26 protein-coding genes and 1 tRNA gene are annotated in these 16,142 nt (G+C 41.8%); all 27 read right to left on the minus strand.

Annotation, left to right across the window (positions count from 1 at the left end):
- Nucleotides 1-3: 3 nt before the first annotated feature.
- The 27 genes from infA to fusA all read right to left on the minus strand — a co-directional run bounded on the left by infA (nt 4) and on the right by fusA (nt 16,130).
- On the minus strand, nt 4-222 hold the full coding sequence (gene infA / locus SFU91_04360) for a translation initiation factor IF-1 (protein MDX2128250.1): 219 nt from the start codon (nt 220-222) through the stop codon (nt 4-6).
- Nucleotides 223-246: 24 nt separating this feature from the next.
- A complete protein-coding gene (gene map, locus SFU91_04365) occupies nt 247-1,077 on the minus strand; it encodes a type I methionyl aminopeptidase (protein MDX2128251.1) in 831 nt (276 codons plus the stop codon).
- A gap of 3 nt (nt 1,078-1,080) precedes the next feature.
- Nucleotides 1,081-2,418 (minus strand): preprotein translocase subunit SecY, encoded by a 1,338-nt coding sequence (gene secY / locus SFU91_04370; protein ID MDX2128252.1) that lies wholly within the window; start codon nt 2,416-2,418, stop codon nt 1,081-1,083.
- A gap of 45 nt (nt 2,419-2,463) precedes the next feature.
- On the minus strand, nt 2,464-3,054 hold the full coding sequence (rplO, locus tag SFU91_04375) for a 50S ribosomal protein L15 (protein MDX2128253.1): 591 nt from the start codon (nt 3,052-3,054) through the stop codon (nt 2,464-2,466).
- A 32-nt stretch (nt 3,055-3,086) separates the two neighbouring features.
- Complete coding sequence (gene rpmD, locus SFU91_04380) at nt 3,087-3,284, minus strand: 50S ribosomal protein L30 (protein ID MDX2128254.1); 198 nt, start codon at nt 3,282-3,284, stop codon at nt 3,087-3,089.
- Nucleotides 3,285-3,297: 13 nt separating this feature from the next.
- A complete protein-coding gene (gene rpsE / locus SFU91_04385; protein MDX2128255.1) occupies nt 3,298-3,810 on the minus strand; it encodes a 30S ribosomal protein S5 in 513 nt (170 codons plus the stop codon).
- Between the two features lie 20 nt (nt 3,811-3,830).
- On the minus strand, nt 3,831-4,196 hold the full coding sequence (gene rplR / locus SFU91_04390; GenBank protein ID MDX2128256.1) for a 50S ribosomal protein L18: 366 nt from the start codon (nt 4,194-4,196) through the stop codon (nt 3,831-3,833).
- 41 nt (nt 4,197-4,237) lie between these two features.
- On the minus strand, nt 4,238-4,783 hold the full coding sequence (gene rplF / locus SFU91_04395; GenBank protein MDX2128257.1) for a 50S ribosomal protein L6: 546 nt from the start codon (nt 4,781-4,783) through the stop codon (nt 4,238-4,240).
- Between the two features lie 23 nt (nt 4,784-4,806).
- A complete protein-coding gene (gene rpsH / locus SFU91_04400; protein MDX2128258.1) occupies nt 4,807-5,202 on the minus strand; it encodes a 30S ribosomal protein S8 in 396 nt (131 codons plus the stop codon).
- Between the two features lie 93 nt (nt 5,203-5,295).
- On the minus strand, nt 5,296-5,565 hold the full coding sequence (gene rpsN, locus SFU91_04405; GenBank protein MDX2128259.1) for a 30S ribosomal protein S14: 270 nt from the start codon (nt 5,563-5,565) through the stop codon (nt 5,296-5,298).
- Nucleotides 5,566-5,587: 22 nt separating this feature from the next.
- Complete coding sequence (gene rplE, locus SFU91_04410) at nt 5,588-6,220, minus strand: 50S ribosomal protein L5 (GenBank protein ID MDX2128260.1); 633 nt, start codon at nt 6,218-6,220, stop codon at nt 5,588-5,590.
- 42 nt (nt 6,221-6,262) lie between these two features.
- A complete protein-coding gene (rplX, locus tag SFU91_04415) occupies nt 6,263-6,505 on the minus strand; it encodes a 50S ribosomal protein L24 (protein MDX2128261.1) in 243 nt (80 codons plus the stop codon).
- A gap of 82 nt (nt 6,506-6,587) precedes the next feature.
- Nucleotides 6,588-6,660 (minus strand) — tRNA-Gly (locus SFU91_04420).
- 70 nt (nt 6,661-6,730) lie between these two features.
- Nucleotides 6,731-7,099 carry a 50S ribosomal protein L14 gene (gene rplN / locus SFU91_04425; GenBank protein ID MDX2128262.1) on the minus strand — a complete coding sequence of 123 codons (369 nt, stop codon included), beginning with the start codon at nt 7,097-7,099 and terminating at the stop codon, nt 6,731-6,733.
- 45 nt (nt 7,100-7,144) lie between these two features.
- On the minus strand, nt 7,145-7,453 hold the full coding sequence (gene rpsQ, locus SFU91_04430; protein ID MDX2128263.1) for a 30S ribosomal protein S17: 309 nt from the start codon (nt 7,451-7,453) through the stop codon (nt 7,145-7,147).
- 24 nt (nt 7,454-7,477) lie between these two features.
- Nucleotides 7,478-7,690, minus strand: a complete 213-nt coding sequence (gene rpmC, locus SFU91_04435; GenBank protein ID MDX2128264.1) for a 50S ribosomal protein L29 — start codon at nt 7,688-7,690, stop codon at nt 7,478-7,480.
- Nucleotides 7,691-7,716: 26 nt separating this feature from the next.
- Nucleotides 7,717-8,151 carry a 50S ribosomal protein L16 gene (gene rplP / locus SFU91_04440; GenBank protein MDX2128265.1) on the minus strand — a complete coding sequence of 145 codons (435 nt, stop codon included), beginning with the start codon at nt 8,149-8,151 and terminating at the stop codon, nt 7,717-7,719.
- Between the two features lie 24 nt (nt 8,152-8,175).
- Nucleotides 8,176-9,015 carry a 30S ribosomal protein S3 gene (rpsC, locus tag SFU91_04445; GenBank protein ID MDX2128266.1) on the minus strand — a complete coding sequence of 280 codons (840 nt, stop codon included), beginning with the start codon at nt 9,013-9,015 and terminating at the stop codon, nt 8,176-8,178.
- A 16-nt stretch (nt 9,016-9,031) separates the two neighbouring features.
- Nucleotides 9,032-9,490 (minus strand): 50S ribosomal protein L22, encoded by a 459-nt coding sequence (rplV, locus tag SFU91_04450; protein MDX2128267.1) that lies wholly within the window; start codon nt 9,488-9,490, stop codon nt 9,032-9,034.
- A 17-nt stretch (nt 9,491-9,507) separates the two neighbouring features.
- A complete protein-coding gene (gene rpsS, locus SFU91_04455; protein MDX2128268.1) occupies nt 9,508-9,804 on the minus strand; it encodes a 30S ribosomal protein S19 in 297 nt (98 codons plus the stop codon).
- A 12-nt stretch (nt 9,805-9,816) separates the two neighbouring features.
- Complete coding sequence (gene rplB, locus SFU91_04460; GenBank protein MDX2128269.1) at nt 9,817-10,665, minus strand: 50S ribosomal protein L2; 849 nt, start codon at nt 10,663-10,665, stop codon at nt 9,817-9,819.
- A 20-nt stretch (nt 10,666-10,685) separates the two neighbouring features.
- Nucleotides 10,686-11,006, minus strand: coding sequence for a 50S ribosomal protein L23 (rplW, locus tag SFU91_04465; GenBank protein ID MDX2128270.1), 321 nt, complete (start codon nt 11,004-11,006; stop codon nt 10,686-10,688).
- A 27-nt stretch (nt 11,007-11,033) separates the two neighbouring features.
- Nucleotides 11,034-11,663, minus strand: a complete 630-nt coding sequence (rplD, locus tag SFU91_04470; GenBank protein MDX2128271.1) for a 50S ribosomal protein L4 — start codon at nt 11,661-11,663, stop codon at nt 11,034-11,036.
- 12 nt (nt 11,664-11,675) lie between these two features.
- Entirely contained in the window at nt 11,676-12,308 is a 633-nt protein-coding gene (gene rplC / locus SFU91_04475; GenBank protein ID MDX2128272.1) for a 50S ribosomal protein L3, read from the minus strand.
- 51 nt (nt 12,309-12,359) lie between these two features.
- Nucleotides 12,360-12,668 carry a 30S ribosomal protein S10 gene (gene rpsJ / locus SFU91_04480; protein MDX2128273.1) on the minus strand — a complete coding sequence of 103 codons (309 nt, stop codon included), beginning with the start codon at nt 12,666-12,668 and terminating at the stop codon, nt 12,360-12,362.
- Between the two features lie 80 nt (nt 12,669-12,748).
- The gene (tuf, locus tag SFU91_04485) at nt 12,749-13,948 is read right to left on the minus strand and encodes an elongation factor Tu (GenBank protein MDX2128274.1); all 1,200 of its coding nucleotides are present in this window, start codon (nt 13,946-13,948) and stop codon (nt 12,749-12,751) included.
- Nucleotides 13,949-14,009: 61 nt separating this feature from the next.
- The gene (gene fusA / locus SFU91_04490; GenBank protein MDX2128275.1) at nt 14,010-16,130 is read right to left on the minus strand and encodes an elongation factor G; all 2,121 of its coding nucleotides are present in this window, start codon (nt 16,128-16,130) and stop codon (nt 14,010-14,012) included.
- Nucleotides 16,131-16,142 lie beyond the last annotated feature (12 nt).

Raw genomic sequence — 16,142 nt, forward strand, 5'->3', positions numbered from 1 at the left:
AATTTATTTATAACGGTAGTTAATTCTACCCTTCGAGAGATCGTAAGGTGAAACTTCTACCCTTACACGGTCTCCCGGTAAGATTTTAATAAAATTCATTCTCATTTTTCCCGAAATATGTGCAAGAATTTCAAGGTTATTTTCAAGTTTTACCCTAAAACTTGCATTCGGGAGGGCTTCTAAAATAACCCCATCAATTTCAATTGCTTCTTCTTTCGCCAAACGAATTAAAGATTTAATGATGAATTAGAGACTAACAAGTTGTTCAGCTCGTACCGCTTTAGTTTCGCTTCTTTTCAAGCGGGATATTGTTAAAACCTCTGCTCTATCTTTGCGAACGATAATCGTGTGCTCAAAGTGTGCGGAGGGTTTTCCATCCCCCGTAATGGCGGTCCAAGTGTCGGAACCAATTTTTGCTTTTCTTGACTTTCCAAGATTAATCATTGGTTCAATTGCTAGAGCCATCCCTTCTCTTAAAAATGTACCGGTTCCTCTTTTTCCTAGGTTTGGCACTGCAGGCTCTTCATGCAACCTTGTTCCAATACCGTGGCCAACCATATTTTCAATTATACCGTAGCCAAATTTTTCAGCGTTTTCCTGAATGGCTGCAGATATATCAAAGAGCCTCTTCCCTACAATAGCTTGTTCAATTCCCAATTCTAAACAGTGCTCTGTTTCTTCGACCATTTTTTTTATTTCAGGCTTTACCTCACCAACAATAAATGTTCTGGCAGAATCTGAGTGGTAACCATTCTTGAATGCGCCACAATCAACTGAAACAATATCGCCACTCTTAATTACGCGTTTCAAATTTGGTATCCCGTGTACAACCTCCTCGTTGATTGAGGTGCAAAGTGTAGCGGGATATGGTCTTGTCCCCACTGATCCTTTCGGAACATAATTCAAAAAACTTGGCAAAGCTCCTTGACCTCGAATAAATTCTTCGGCTAAAACATCCAAGTGCTTAGTTGTGATACCTTCTCGAATTTCTTGCTGTAACAAGTCAAGGGCCTCTGCAACAATTCGTCCGGCCTCACGCATCAGTTCAATCTCTTTTTCGCTTCGTGCCGTAATCATTTTTTAAGCGGTTGCGCTGCTACGACTTTTAATCCTTCCTGATTTCATAAATCCATCGTAATGACGCATGAGTAAATGACTTTCAATCTGTTGCAAAGTATCTAATGCAACACCCACTATAATTAATAAACTGGTTCCTCCGAAGTATTGCGCAAAACCCGGTGTCACATTCCCGAATTTGATTAAAATTGTCGGCAAAATTGCAATTAACGCAAGCGAGAAAGCGCCGGGCAATGTGATTCGGGTAAGAATATTATCGATAAAATCAGATGTGCTTTTTCCCGGTCTGACGCCCGGAATAAATCCACCTTGCTTCTGCATTGTATCTGCAACATCTTTTGGATTAAATGCAATTGCAGTGTAAAAATAAGTAAAGAATACAATCAAGAGTCCAAACATGATCGCATATCCCCAAGAATCATATGCAATCCATTGGCTGACCCTTTGCATCGTTTCACTTTCAGGAAAAAAGGAAATGAGCGTACTTGGTATAAACATGATGGATTGAGCGAAAATAATAGGCATAACACCAGCCGTATTGATTTTCATCGGGATGTATTGGGTTGAACCACCCACAACTTTTCGATTAACAACCCGCTTAGCGTATTGAACCGGGATTCGTCTAGTACCAACAGTAATGAATACGACAGCTGCGATAATCGCGACCATAATCGCGAGGACAATTAATTCGATGATTATGTTCTTATTTCCAGAAGCCACCATCTGCCATTCTCCCACAAGTGACTGTGGAAAGCGCGCTAAAATTCCAATCATAATGATGAGCGAAATTCCATTTCCGATTCCACGCTCAGTAATTCGTTCACCTAACCACATTGTGAAAACAGTCGCAGCAGTTAATGTGAAAATGGTAGATATGGTAAATAAAAAACCGGGATCAGGAACAATGGATTGACCAAAAGACGATGGACTTTGCAAACTTACACTTAATCCCCACGCTTGTAGTGCCGCTACGAATACAGTTCCAAGTCTTGTGTATTGATTAATCTTTTTTCGCCCTTCTTCTCCTTCTTTTTGAAGCTTTTGGAAATAGGGTGCCACTGCACCCAAAAGTTGAATAATAATTGAAGCTGATATATATGGCATAATACCAAGCGCAAATACGGATGCGCGCTTGAATGCCCCACCGACGAATAAGTCAAAAAGTCCAAAAAGGTCATTACTTGGTCCTTGAGCTGCAGCTTGAACAGCAACGGCGTCGACTCCCGGAATCGTTACATGCGACCCAAGTCTGTAAATGAAAAGAAGTGCTATCGTGTAAAGAATACGATCCTTCAACTCTTCAATTTTCCCGATGTTTCTTATACTTTCAAAAAGCTTCATTCTCTATTGGGCATTACGATTTACGGCGGCTCTTATTTAATTGCATTATTTCGCGGTTTTTTTTGCTGCTGCTTTTTTCTTTTCAAGCTTTATGGCCTTTTTATGTTTTTCTACACTTTTCTTAGGCGTTACCAAAGCCTTCAACACATCACCCGCGGATTTCATTGTCTCAGCTTCTGCCAGTGTTCTTTCAGCAATAATTATGCTTCCGCCAGCTTTTTCAATTTTTTCTTTCGCTACCGAACTAAAGGCATGTGCCGTAATTTTAATTGGCTTTGTTACTTCACCTTCCGAAAGTACTTTTAATTTCGTCCTTCGTCTTGCAACGCCTGCTTCAACGAGCGATTCAAGGGTCATTGTTGTGCTCAATTTTCCTTTTTCAACGAGCGCAATAAGATCGGCAATATTAATGACGTCGATAACTTGCTTATTTGGTGGTTCAAATCCGAATTTTGGTAATCTCCGAACCAATGGCATTTGTCCCCCTTCTTTAAAGGAACTAGAATAACCGCTTCTCGCCTTATGACCTTTATTCCCTTTGCCGGCTGTTGTACCATTTCCGGAACCCGGACCACGTCCGACTCGTTTTCTTGCTTTTCTTGAACCGGCTGCCGGCTTGAGTGAATGTAAATTCATGTTATTATTATCTCTTTAATAGAATACTCGTGTTATCCTAATTTTTCAACTTTAATCAAGTGATTGACTTTACTGATCTGACCCAGTACTCGGGGGTCATTTGTTCTTTCCACACTTTGATTCGGACGGCCTAAACCTAATGCTTGAATTGTGGCCTTCTGACGACTCGTTGCCTTGATTGTGCTTTTTACTTGTGTAATTTTAAGCGTATTCTTCTTTTTCTCTGACATTTTTTATCCAATCTTAACTTTCAAATACTTCTTTTAATGTCTTGCTTCTTCTAAATCCAACCTCCTGAGCATTTGAAAGGCTTAACAGACCTTTCACCGTTGCTTTAACCACATTATGTGGATTTGAAGAGCCTAGCGATTTGGTTAATACATCTTTTACGCCCGCACTTTCTAAAACTGCACGAACAGCACCACCGGCGATTAGCCCCGTACCCGGTGTTGCCGGTTTCATTAATATTTTTGCTGCACCAAACTTCACATACACCTCGTGCGGGATGGTTCCTTTGTGAATCGGAACTTCCATTACATTCTTTTTGGCATTTTCAGTTCCTTTGGCGATTGCGTCTTGTGCTTCGTTGGCTTTACCAAGTCCATAGCCGACATGTCCGTTTCCGTCTCCAACTACAACGATTGCATTAAAACCGAAACGTTTACCACCTTTTACAACTTTTGCCGTACGATTTACTTCAACTAATCTTTCTTTAAGATCAAGTTCGCCGGGTTTTATTCTTTTTTGCTTTGCCATTACCGCAATTAAATTTTCAGTTAGAATTCAAGTCCAGCTGATCGAGCACCATCAGCTAATGCTTTTACACGACCGTGATATCGATATCCGTTTCGGTCGAAGACCACCTGTTTAATTCCAAGTCCCTTTGCTTTTTCTGCCAATTCTTTACCAACCCATTCGCTGACTTCTGACTTCTTTTTTCCCTTGAGTGTGGTAGTGGCAGTTTTGCCTAATGAACCAGCAGCACAAAGCGTTTGGCCTGTTTCGTCATTAATGACTTGCGCGTAAATAAATCGCAAGCTACGAAATATTGATAGACGAGGGCGTTCCGAAGTTCCATATACTTTCTTTCGAACGCGCTTTTTTATTTTAACTCTCTTTTCTGCTTTTACAATTGGATTCATTTTTCATATAGGCGATATTGGCCGCCTGTTTTGATTAGCGATTATTTACCTGCTGTTTTACCTTCTTTGCGTCTTACGGCTTCGCCTTCAAAGCGAATCCCTTTACCTTGATACGGCTCAGGTTTTCTGAACGATCGAATTTTGGATGCAACCTCACCCACCATACGCTTGTCAATTCCTGAAATCAAGATGTTTGTCGGCGATGGTGCTTCAACTTTAACTCCATCTGGCGCTTTGAATGCTATTTGATGCGAATAACCGACCGAAAGAACCAAGTAACTTTGTTTCATTTCAGCCTTAAAACCAACACCCACAATTTCTAATTTCTTTGAATACCCTTGGGTTACTCCAATAATCATATTATTGAGGAGCGCTCGATATAAACCGTGAAACGCTTTTGTCTGCTTATCTTCAGCATCTCCACGGTTAATTACAATGGTATTGTCTTTTACTTCAACAGCGAGTTTATCGGTATTGAATACTTGCGAAAGCTCTCCTTTTGGACCGGTAACTTTGAGCACTTGATTCTTATACTCAACCTTAACGCCTTTTGGAAGTTCAACAGGTTTTTTTCCTATTCTTGACATAGTTCTTCTTGGGTCAGTAAGATTTAGTGAATTCTGAAAAGTACTTCTCCGCCAATACCGGCCGCACGGGCTTCTTTATCTGTCATAAGTCCGCGTGAAGTCGATACAACGGATAGACCTAACCCTCTCAAATAGGGTTTAATTTCTTTGTTTGTGTAAACTCTTCGGCCTGAAGTACTGATTCGATCAAGAGATTTTATGGCGTGTTGACCATAAGCATCGTACTTTAGGTGCACTCGAAGGGTTGGAAAGTTATTGATGCTTTCAACCGAAAAGTCACGAATGTACCCTTTATCTTTTAGAAGCCTTGAAATCGCGACTTTAAGCTTCGAAGATGGAACATCCAAACTTTTGTGTTTGGCTTTTGCTGCATTACGAATTCTCGTCAAGTAGTCAGCAACAGGATCTTGTACTGGCATAGATATTGGTGAATTCTGCGCGTTCCGTCGGAGATGACGGCGGCCGCAGGTTATCGGAATAGATTACAATTGTCCCTTTCGGGAAGCAAAACTTTACCAGCTTGCTTTTTTCATACCCGGTATCTTACCGGAAAGTGCCATATCACGAAATTGATGACGGCATAACATAAATTTTTTATACACACCTCTAGGCCGACCTGTCATACTGCAACGGTTTCTAACCCGAGTCGGTGAACTGTTTCGAGGTAATTCTCGAATTGCTTCAACATCACCCTTTTTCTTCAGCTCTTCACGAATCGCAGCGTATTTTTCAACCATCGCTTTGCGTTTTTCGTTACGAACCACAACGCTTTTCTTCGCCATAAAATTGTTGAATTCTCTATTTTTAATTCTTTTTTCTAAAGGGCATGCCTAATTCCTTCAATAGTGCATACGCTTCTTCATCTGTTTGTGCATTTGTCACAAAAGTAACATCCATACCTGAGATTTTTGGCACTTTATCGATATCGATTTCTGGAAAAATAATTTGCTCACGAATTCCTAACGTATAATTTCCTCTTCCGTCAAAACTGCTATCACTCACCCCTTTGAAATCTCGAATACGTGGTATCGCTAAAGAAATTAAGCGGTCAAGAAATTCGTACATTTTTTCTTTTCTGAGCGTAACGCGGCAACCAATGGCTTGATTTTCACGAAGCTTGAAATTTGAAATCGCTTTTTTCGATTTGCGAATATCTGGTTTTTGCCCGCTAATTTGACTTAATTCCTTAACAGCCGTTTCAAGTAACTTTGGATCGCTTGCTGCTTCACCAACACCAATGTTGATGCTGATTTTTTTTAACCTCGGGACCATCATCACATTGTCGTACTTGAATTGGTCCATCAATTTCTTGACAACTTCTTCCTTATACTTTAATGCAAGCCTTGGCTTTGGTGCAGGTTCATTAGAAAGCGGTACCACTACGCGCGCGGCTTCCTCCTGCTTTTTTTTCGATTTTTTTTGTTCTTTTTCGGCCATTCTCAGTAATAATATGAAACGGTCTTGGTCGTTTCTGATTAATTAAACTTTTTTCACATTTGATGCATGAATTGGCATTTCTCGTTCAACAATAGCCCCTTGAGGTTGTGTCCTTGTTGGACGCTGATGCTTTTTTCGTACATTGACGCCTTCAATAATGACGCGGTTTTCTTCCGGAATAACACGAAGAACTTTTCCGGTTTTACCTTTGTCGTTACCTGCAATAACTTGAACGTTGTCGTTCTTTTTAACGTGTACTTTTGGTCTTATGGTGCCTAATTTCATTGTTATCTGCAATTCAGATTGTAGCCGGTCGAGCTGGTTTTTTTTCTATTCTTGAACCGAGCGTTTATGCTTCGGTAACTTGAGCGAGAGACGGGATTCGAACCCGCGACCAACAGCTTGGAAGGCTGTGACTCTACCAGCTGAGTTACTCTCGCTTGTAAGCCTTAACGAAATACCCTTAAAAAAAGGGTTGCAAAGATAGCAAACCTTTTTGAATAAAAAAATTTAAATTACTTCTGGTGCCAAAGAAATTATTTTTGCATAATTCCGATCTCTCAATTCGCGTGCGATTGGTCCAAAAATTCTTGTTCCCTTTGGCTCACCTGTTGCGTTAATCAATACCACCGCATTATCGTCAAAGCGAACATAAGAACCGTCTTTACGGCGGTGTTCTTTTCGTGTTCTAACAACAACGGCTCTTGAAACATCTTTTTTCTTCACTGTTCCACCCGGAATAGCAGCCTTGACAGAGACAACCACAACATCGCCAATACCGGCATAACGGCGATGAGTTCCTCCCGGAACGTGGATAACGCGAACCTTTTTTGCTCCGCTGTTATCGGCTACTATTAAGTTAGTTTCGTTTTGAATCATAGCGTTATTCTAAAAATTTCGATTTGATAGAGTCGATTTTCGACTTTATTTGGCTTTTTCTACAATTTCAACTAAACGCCAACTTTTTCTTTTCGAAAGAGGGCGGCATTCGGTAATCAAGACTTTATCACCAATTTTGGCTTCATTTTTTTCGTCATGAGCCATAATACGCGTGGTCTTTTTGAAGTATTTTTTATAAATCGGATGTTGGACGCGGCGTTCAATTGCAACCACAATACCTTTTTCCATTTTATTGCTCACAACAAGACCGATTTTCTCTTTTCTTGTACTTCTTTTTGGAGCATTTGCCGAGCTGCTCTTCTCGTTTGTAATGGTTGTATTTTGCTCTGACATGTTATTCGTACTCAATTGGTTGCGTTACTTTGTTTTTTCAGCTTCAATCGCTAATTTCTTTTTATTCAGTGCGGTTTTCATTCTCGCAATGTCTTTACGCAAGTTGCGCACTTCGCTTGTATTTTGCGGTGGTTCGGTTGCTTTTTTGAAAACAATTTCGGCAATCAGTTTTTGGGCTTCATTAATTCTTTCTTTCATTTCTGATTCGGAAAGAGCCGCAATTTCATATTTTTTCATCGTCGCTTAGTTTTTAGCTTCAATTTTTATTTTTTTTCTGCGATTTCTTCGTAGTCTGGCCGAGTTACGATTTTTGTTCTCACAGGCAATTTTGACGCTGCAAGTCGAAAAGCTTCCTCAGCGATTGCTTTCGTTACTCCATCTATTTCAAACATAATTCGTCCGGGCTTTACTGGGGCAACCCAAAATTCTGGCGCTCCTTTTCCACTACCCATACGAGTTTCCGCCGGTTTTTTTGTAACCGGTTTATCTGGAAAAATACGAATCCACGAACGCCCATCACGCTTCATAAAACGTGTCATTGCAACACGTGCTGCTTCTATTTGTCGACTTGTAATCCACGCTTGCTCGAGAGTTTTAAGTCCAAATGAACCGAAAGCGATATCTGTTCCCCGAGTTTCATTGCCTTTCATTTTACCGCGTTGTGTACGGCGAAACTTGACGCGTTTTGGCATCAACATAATTAGGTCTCCTAATAAATAATATTAATTTTCAGATCCGGTCTCAGTTTCCGGTGCTCCCTCGGAGCCCCCACCTTGATTTCCTTTGCGAGGTCCACCTTTACCTCTTCGGCGTTTACGATTGGCGTTATTGTTGCCACCGCGATCGTCTCGGCGTCCACGACTTCTATTTTGTTCGCGACGGTCTTTTACTTTTTGCTTTTCTTCTTCTTCGATGGTATCAATTCTTTGGACCAACACTTCGCCTTTGTAAATCCACACTTTAATTCCAACTGTCCCTGTAATCGTAAATGCAGTGGATTGAGCGTAGTCGATATTTGCTCTTAGGGTATGAAGCGGAACGCTGCCTTCTTTGTATTTTTCCATACGAGCGATTTCAGCTCCTCCTAAACGACCGCTCACTTGAACGCGAATTCCCTCGGCACCTGCTCGCTCTGCTTGTTGCAGGGCTTGTTTCATTGCGCGTCGGAAAGACACACGACCTTCAAGTTGTGAAGCAATGTTATCACCTACAAGTTGTGCATCTAATTCCGGTTTCTTGATTTCGATAACATCTATTTTTACTTCTTTTTGAGTAATCTTACCCAGTTCTTGGGCTAAAGTGTTGATTTCTTCGCCACTTTTCCCGACAACAGCTCCCGGTCTCGCTGCATAAATGTAGAGCTTGACATTTTTTGTTGTCCGTTCAATTACAACTTTTGATACACCTGCTTTTTGTCTTTTCAAGCGGGTAATTACATAGTTTCTGATGGTTTGATCTTCCTTCAGTTTGGATGCGATGTTACCGGTATTGTCGTACCAGCGCGAATCCCAATCTTTGATGATTCCTAATCTGAAACCGATTGGATGTACTTTCTGTCCCAAGAGTGCTCCCTTTGGTTTATGCTGTTTTTGGTAATTCCTTTTTGCGAGATACTGGCTTTTGTGCTTTCGCGATGCCACGCAATTTGTCAACCGTAATTGTCAAGTGATTAGAGCGCTTTCTAATCCGATATGCGCGGCCCATAGGTGCAGGTGAAATTCTTTTCACCGTAACTCCTTGATCGACTGAAACATTTTTTACTACCAATTGATCTTCACTTAGTGTAAGATTTGGATTTTTTGCAGTAAAATTTGCTATAGCTGATTTCAGGGCTAAAAGTGCTGTTCTTCCGCTATGCCGTGTTGTATTTTGCAAGATTGCTTTTGCTTCTGATACTTTTTTTCCTCGAATCATAGATACGGTAATTCTCATTTTCCGCGTTGAAGTTGGCACATGAGAAAGGGAAGCGGTAGCTTGCTGCTGACTCTTTTTGGCTTCTTTTCTTTTTTCTGATGATTCTCTTTTTCTAACACCCATTTGGACTCTCCTGATGTTTATTTTTTAGCTGGTGCTGAGGCTGTTTTTTCAACCTTTGCGCCGGAGTGACCCTTGAAAACTCGTGTTGGTGCAAACTCACCTAGTTTATGCCCCACCATATTTTCTGTGACATAAACCGGAATGTGTGTTTTCCCGTTATGAACGGCTATCGTATGACCAACGAAATCCGGCGAAATCATTGATGCACGCGACCAAGTTTTTAATACTTTTTTTTGCCCTTTATCATTCAACTGCTTTACTCTTTCGATTAGTCTCTGTTGGATGAACGGACCTTTTTTTAACGACCTAGCCATTGTTTAATTTATTTATGCAGTTTTCTTTGCTCTTCTGTCACGAACAATTAGTTTTGAAGAGGCTTTCTTTCCACGGCGTGTTTTTAGCCCCTTGGAATTTTGACCCCAAGGCGATTCAGGATGCTGTCGTCCACCACCGGATTTCGATTTACCTTGGCCACCTCCCATTGGATGATCAACAGGATTTCTTGCCATACCGCGAGTCACCGGTCTGACGCCAAACCATCTTGACCGCCCTGCTTTTCCGTAACTAATATTTTCGTGCTCAAGATTTCCAACAATCCCAACCGTTGCTCGGCATTCTACCCTTACTTTTCTTAACTCACCAGAAGGCATTTTGAGTGTTGCATAGTCCCCTTCTTTTGCAACAAGTATTACGTATCCACCAGCGCTTCGCGCGATTTGTCCGCCCTTACCAGCTTTCAATTCAACGTTATGAACTTCGGTACCAACGGGGATATTTTTTAAGGATAAGGAATTACCCGGCTTGATATCGGCGTTTGCCCCACTTTCAATTTTATCTCCAACTTTGATCCCGTTTGGCGCAAGGATATAGCGCTTTTCTCCGTCAGCATATTTAAGGAGTGCAATTCTCGCAGAGCGATTCGGGTCATATTCAATCGTCGCAACAACAGCGGTGATTGCTTCTTTATCGCGCTTGAAATCGATGATGCGGTAGAATCGCTTGTGACCGCCGCCCATTCCTCGACTGGTTACGCGACCTTGGTTATTGCGCCCACCGGAGCTTTTAATGGGTACCAATAAACTTTTTTCAGGTTTATCGGTTGTGATTTCTTCGAATGAAGCGTAAGAAAGAAATCGTGACCCGGGTGTGCGTGGTTTTAAGTTTCTTACTGGCATAATTTTTTATTAACCCTTGATTACTTGTTCTCAGCGGCTGCAGTTGTGTTTTGCGCGCCGTAATAGTCAATCTTATTCCCTTTTGCAAGTGTAACATAGGCGCGTCTCTCATCTGATTTGCGTCCTGCGCGTACACCTTTGCGTGTAAATTGAATTTTTGCTTTACCTTTTTTATTGACTGTTCTGACAGAAGTCACTGTAACACTAAAGCGTGATTCAATTGCTTTTGCAATTGCGTTTGGAGATGCATCATCGCCAACTTCAAATACATATTGATTTTCCTTTTCTGCAAGCAGAGTCGCCTTTTCAGTAAGAATCGGTCGTATTAAAACAGTAGACATACTCTCTAATTTTGGTTTTCTCAAGATTTAGTTGGCCAATTGCTCTTCAAGAACTTTTACAGCACTTTTTTGTAGAACGAGAACTCGGCTATCCAAAATGTCGTAGGTTGATACATTTTTTGCCTCGAGAACAAAGAGGTTTTCGATGTTTCGTCCAGAACGATATAGTTCTTCGTTGTGCTTCGGTGTTAAAAGCAAGGTTTTCTTTCCGTCAAGACCAAGCTTAGTTAGCATTTCTGATATCGGCTTGGTTTTGATTGCATCGGGTGCAAAGTCTTCCAAAACTAAAATTGCATTTTCCTTCGCTTTATAGGTTAAAGCTGATTTACGAGCCAATGCTTTCATTTGCTTGTTGATTTTCACAACATAGTCATGTGGTTTTGGCCCGAATATTGACCCTCCACCCGGCATGAGTGGCGACCGATTTGTACCACGGCGAGCGCCCCCGGTACCCTTTTGACGGTAAGGTTTTTTTCCTCCTCCGCGAACCTCGGATCGGGTTTTAACCTTATGAGTGCCTTGTCTTTGATTCGCTCGAATCGAACGGACATCCATATAGATGGCATGATCGTTCGGTTCAATTCCAAAAATTTCTTCGTTCAACTTTACCGATTCACCTGTTTCGGTTCCGTCTTTCTTCAATATTTTCACTTCAATAGTTGCCATACATTATTTTCCTTTCACAGATACAACTTGAACGAATGAATTCTTATGTCCGGGGATTGCACCTTTCACAACTAACAAGTTTGAGTCTGCAAGCACCTTTACTACCAATAAATTTTTCACTGTAACTTGATCTCCACCCATTCTTCCGGCCATTCTCATTCCTTTGAATGTGCGCGATGGATAAGAGGATCCCCCCATAGAACCCGGAGCTCTTTCACGATCAGATTGCCCGTGAGTTCTGGACATCCCGCCGAAATGATGGCGCTTCACAACGCCAGCAAAACCTTTACCTTTTGAAGTGCCTACAACATCAACAATCTCGCCTTCTTTGAAGACATCTACCTTCACCACATCACCGACATTTAAGTCTGCTTGTACATCTTCTTTTCTAAATTCAACAACACTATAGGTAGGCTTCACTCCGGCTTTTTTGAAATGCCCGAGAAGAGGTTTTGAAACTCTATTTTCTTTCTTTTCAGCAAAGGTGAATTGATAAGAGTGATAACCTTCCTTTTCCTTTGTTTTGACTTGTGCGATTGTGCAAGGTCCTGCTTCGATTACGGTGCAGGGAATTTCTTTGCCTTTCGCGTCATATATGCTGGTCATTCCGACCTTGCGTCCTAATATTGCGCTCATTGTTCCTTAAGGATTGGCGGTCGAGGATTCGACACAACCCGTTATAAAAATTTAGTTCTTAATTTCAACATCTACACCGCTCGGTAACTCTAAGCGCATGAGAAGATCGATTGTTCGATTGCTCGGATTAATAATTTCAATTAATCGCTTATGAGAAGCAACCATAAACTGTTCACGTGACTTTTTATCCACGTGAGGAGAGCGGTTAACGGTATATACCTGCGAATCTGTAGGAAGCGGAATCGGTCCTGAGATAATCGCATCCGTTTGCTTTACCGCATCAATAATCTTTTCAGCCCATTTATCGACAAGGCTATGATCATAAGATTTCAACTTGATGCGTATTTTCTGTTGTGCCACGGTACTTTGTGTTTATTTCAATTTTATGGATAAAAAAGGAGCGAATGGATCGCTCCTTTTTATACCCAATGAATCATGCTTTATTCGATAATCTTAACAACTGCACCTGCGCCAATTGTTCTTCCACCTTCGCGAATAGCGAAACGAAGACCTTCATCCATAGCAATCGGAGACATAAGCTCAACCTTGATGGTGGTGTTATCACCCGGAAGAACCATTTCAACACCTGCCGGAAGTTCAATTGTACCAGTTACGTCTGTTGTTCTGAAGTAAAACTGAGGACGGTAGTTGGTTACAAACCCAGTATGACGTCCGCCTTCTTCTTTCTTAAGAACATAAATCTGCGCATCAAATTTATGGTGAGGTGTAACCGTACCCGGTTTTGCAATAACCATACCACGCTCCAAGTCCTTCTTTTCAACCCCACGAAGAAGAAGGCCTGCGTTATCGCCGGCTTGTCCTTCATCAAGGTTTTTACGGAACATTTCGATACCGGTAACAACGGATTTACGGGTAGTGCCGAGTCCAACAATTTCAACTTCTTCGTTGATTTTAATCTTCCCTCTTTCAATGCGGCCAGTTCCTACAGTACCGCGACCTGAAATTGAAAACACATCTTCGATTGGCATCAAGAATGGCTTATCGACTTCACGGACTGGTGTTGGAATATAACGATCTACTTCGGCCATAAGGTTTGCAATGGATTCAACCCATTGATCTTCACCATTCATTGCACCGAGTGCTGAGCCGCGAACAATCGGGATTTCGTCGCCCGGGAATCCATAATGCGTGAGTAATTCACGAAGTTCCATTTCAACGAGATCAACAAGTTCCGGATCGGCGATATCAATTTTATTTAAGAACACAACAATAGAAGGGACATTCACTTGGCGAGCCAAGAGAATATGTTCTTTTGTTTGTGGCATTGGACCATCAACTGCTGAAACAACCAATATCGCTCCGTCCATTTGGGCTGCACCTGTGATCATATTTTTCACATAATCCGCGTGACCGGGGCAATCAACGTGTGCGTAATGACGGTTCGGAGTTTCGTACTCGACGTGGCTCGTTGCAATGGTTAAAATTTTAGTGGGGTCACGGCGACCTTGAGATTCTGAGGCCTTCGCTACTTCGTCGTAGGAGACGAACTTTGCACCCCAACCTTTAACGGCAGAAACTTTCGTCAATGCTGCGGTTGTGGTCGTTTTACCGTGGTCAACGTGACCAATCGTTCCCACGTTTACATGTGGTTTATTTCTTAAAAAATTCTCTTTTGCCATTTCCTTCCTCCGGAATTCGTTTTAAGATTTGCTAAAAAACTTGATTAGTGGTTAGAAACAATTACGCTGTAGCCCCTTTTGCGACACCGCTTTTTTCGATAATTTCTTCGCGTACATTCTTTGGTGTTTCTTCATACGCCAAAAACTCCATTGAATAATTTGCTCTGCCTTGTGTCATAGAACGCAGTTGTGTTGAGTATCCAAACATTTCAGCAAGCGGAACCTTGGCAGTAATCACTTGAGCTCCTGCTCTTGCAGACATCCCTTCGATTCTTCCACGGCGACTTGAAAGATCCCCCATTACATCTCCCATATAATCGTCGGGTGTAACCACTTCAACTGACATAATCGGCTCAAGAAGAGCTGGGCTAGCTTTTCTCGCACCTTCCTTAAAACCTATTGAACCAGCTATTTTGAAGGCCATTTCCGATGAGTCAACATCATGATATTTACCATCATAAAGTGTCACTTTTACATCTTGGACAGGGTAACCTGCAAGGACACCTTCTTTTAAGGACTCTTCAATCCCCTTTTGAACTGCCGGAACATATTCACGAGGAATTGACCCTCCGACAATTGCATTCACAAACTCAAATCCTTTACCCGGCTCGGAAGGTTCTACGATGAGATTTACCCATCCGAATTGACCTTTACCGCCAGATTGACGAACGAACTTACCTTCCGCTTCGACTTTCTTGCGGATGGTTTCACGGTATGCAACTTGCGGCTTACCGACATTTGCATCGACCTTAAACTCACGACGAAGCCGATCAACAATAATTTCAAGGTGCAACTCACCCATTCCCGCAATAAGAGTTTGACCTGTTTCTTCTTCTGTCGTTACTCTGAATGTCGGATCTTCTTCGGCAAGTTTTTGGAGTGAAAGTCCTAATTTTTCAGAATCTGCCTTGGTTTTAGGTTCAATCGCAATTTGAATCACAGGCTCAGGAAAGGTCATCTTTTCCAAGATGATTGGCTTAGACTCATCGCAAATTGTATCACCGGTACGCGTATCTTTGAGGCCTACAGCAGCAACAATATCACCTGCCATTGCGTCATCAACATCTTCACGATGATTGGCGTGCATCTGAAGCAATCTTCCAATTCTTTCTCTTTTACCGGAAATCGTATTAAGAACATAACTGCCAGCCTTAAGGGTACCTGAGTAAACCCTCAAAAAGGTAAGTTTTCCGACATAGGGATCAGTCATGATTTTAAATGCTAAGCCCGAAAAGCTCTCGTCGTCGGAAATCTTTCTGGTAATCTCTTCGCCACTCTTGGTATCTTGACCCTTAACAAGTTGAAGATCAAGCGGCGTTGGTAGGTAATCGATGACTGCGTCAAGTAGAAATTGCACGCCCTTGTTTTTAAAGGATGAACCGCAAAGAACCGGAAAAATAAGCATTCTCAGCGTTGCTTCTCTTAAGGTAACCCGCATTTCCTCTTCAGTGATGTGCTCACCCCCAAGATATTTTTCAAGAAGCGTATCATTCACTTCTGAAACCGATTCCAGCAATTGAATTCGGTATTGCTCAGCTTGTTCCTTTAGATCGGCGGGAATCTCGATTTCTTTATAAGTTGAACCGTCTTCCTTATCATAAATAACCCCGATCATTCTGATAAGGTCAATAAATCCAGCAAATAGCTCACCTTCACCGATCGGGATTTGAATTGGAATTACATTTGCTTTTAAGCGTTCTTTCATTGAATCAATGGCTCCAAAAAAGTTAGCACCAATTCGATCCATTTTATTTACATAAGCAACGCGTGGAACGCCATATTTATTTGCCTGTCGCCAAACTGTTTCGGATTGTGGTTCTACACCTTCGACAGAACCAAAAAGTGCGACAGCGCCGTCGAGCACACGAAGCGAACGCTCAACTTCAACTGTAAAGTCGACGTGACCGGGAGTATCAATAATATTAATCCGGTATTTTTTATCTTTAAAATTTCCGTACTTAGGCACCCAAAAACACGTTGTTGCAGCAGATGTGATGGTAATCCCGCGTTCTTTTTCTTGCTCCATCCAATCCATTGTCGCGGCACCATCATGCACTTCTCCCATTCGGTGAACGCGGCCTGTATAGTAAAGAATACGCTCAGTCGTCGTCGTTTTTCCGGCGTCGATATGAGCCATAATCCCAATATTTCTTGTTCTTTCTAATGGTACTTGTCTTGGCATGATCGTGTATCT

The organism is Chloroherpetonaceae bacterium, from assembly GCA_033763895.1.
In the GTDB taxonomy this organism is placed as follows: Bacteria; Bacteroidota; Chlorobiia; order Chlorobiales; family Thermochlorobacteraceae; genus JANRJQ01.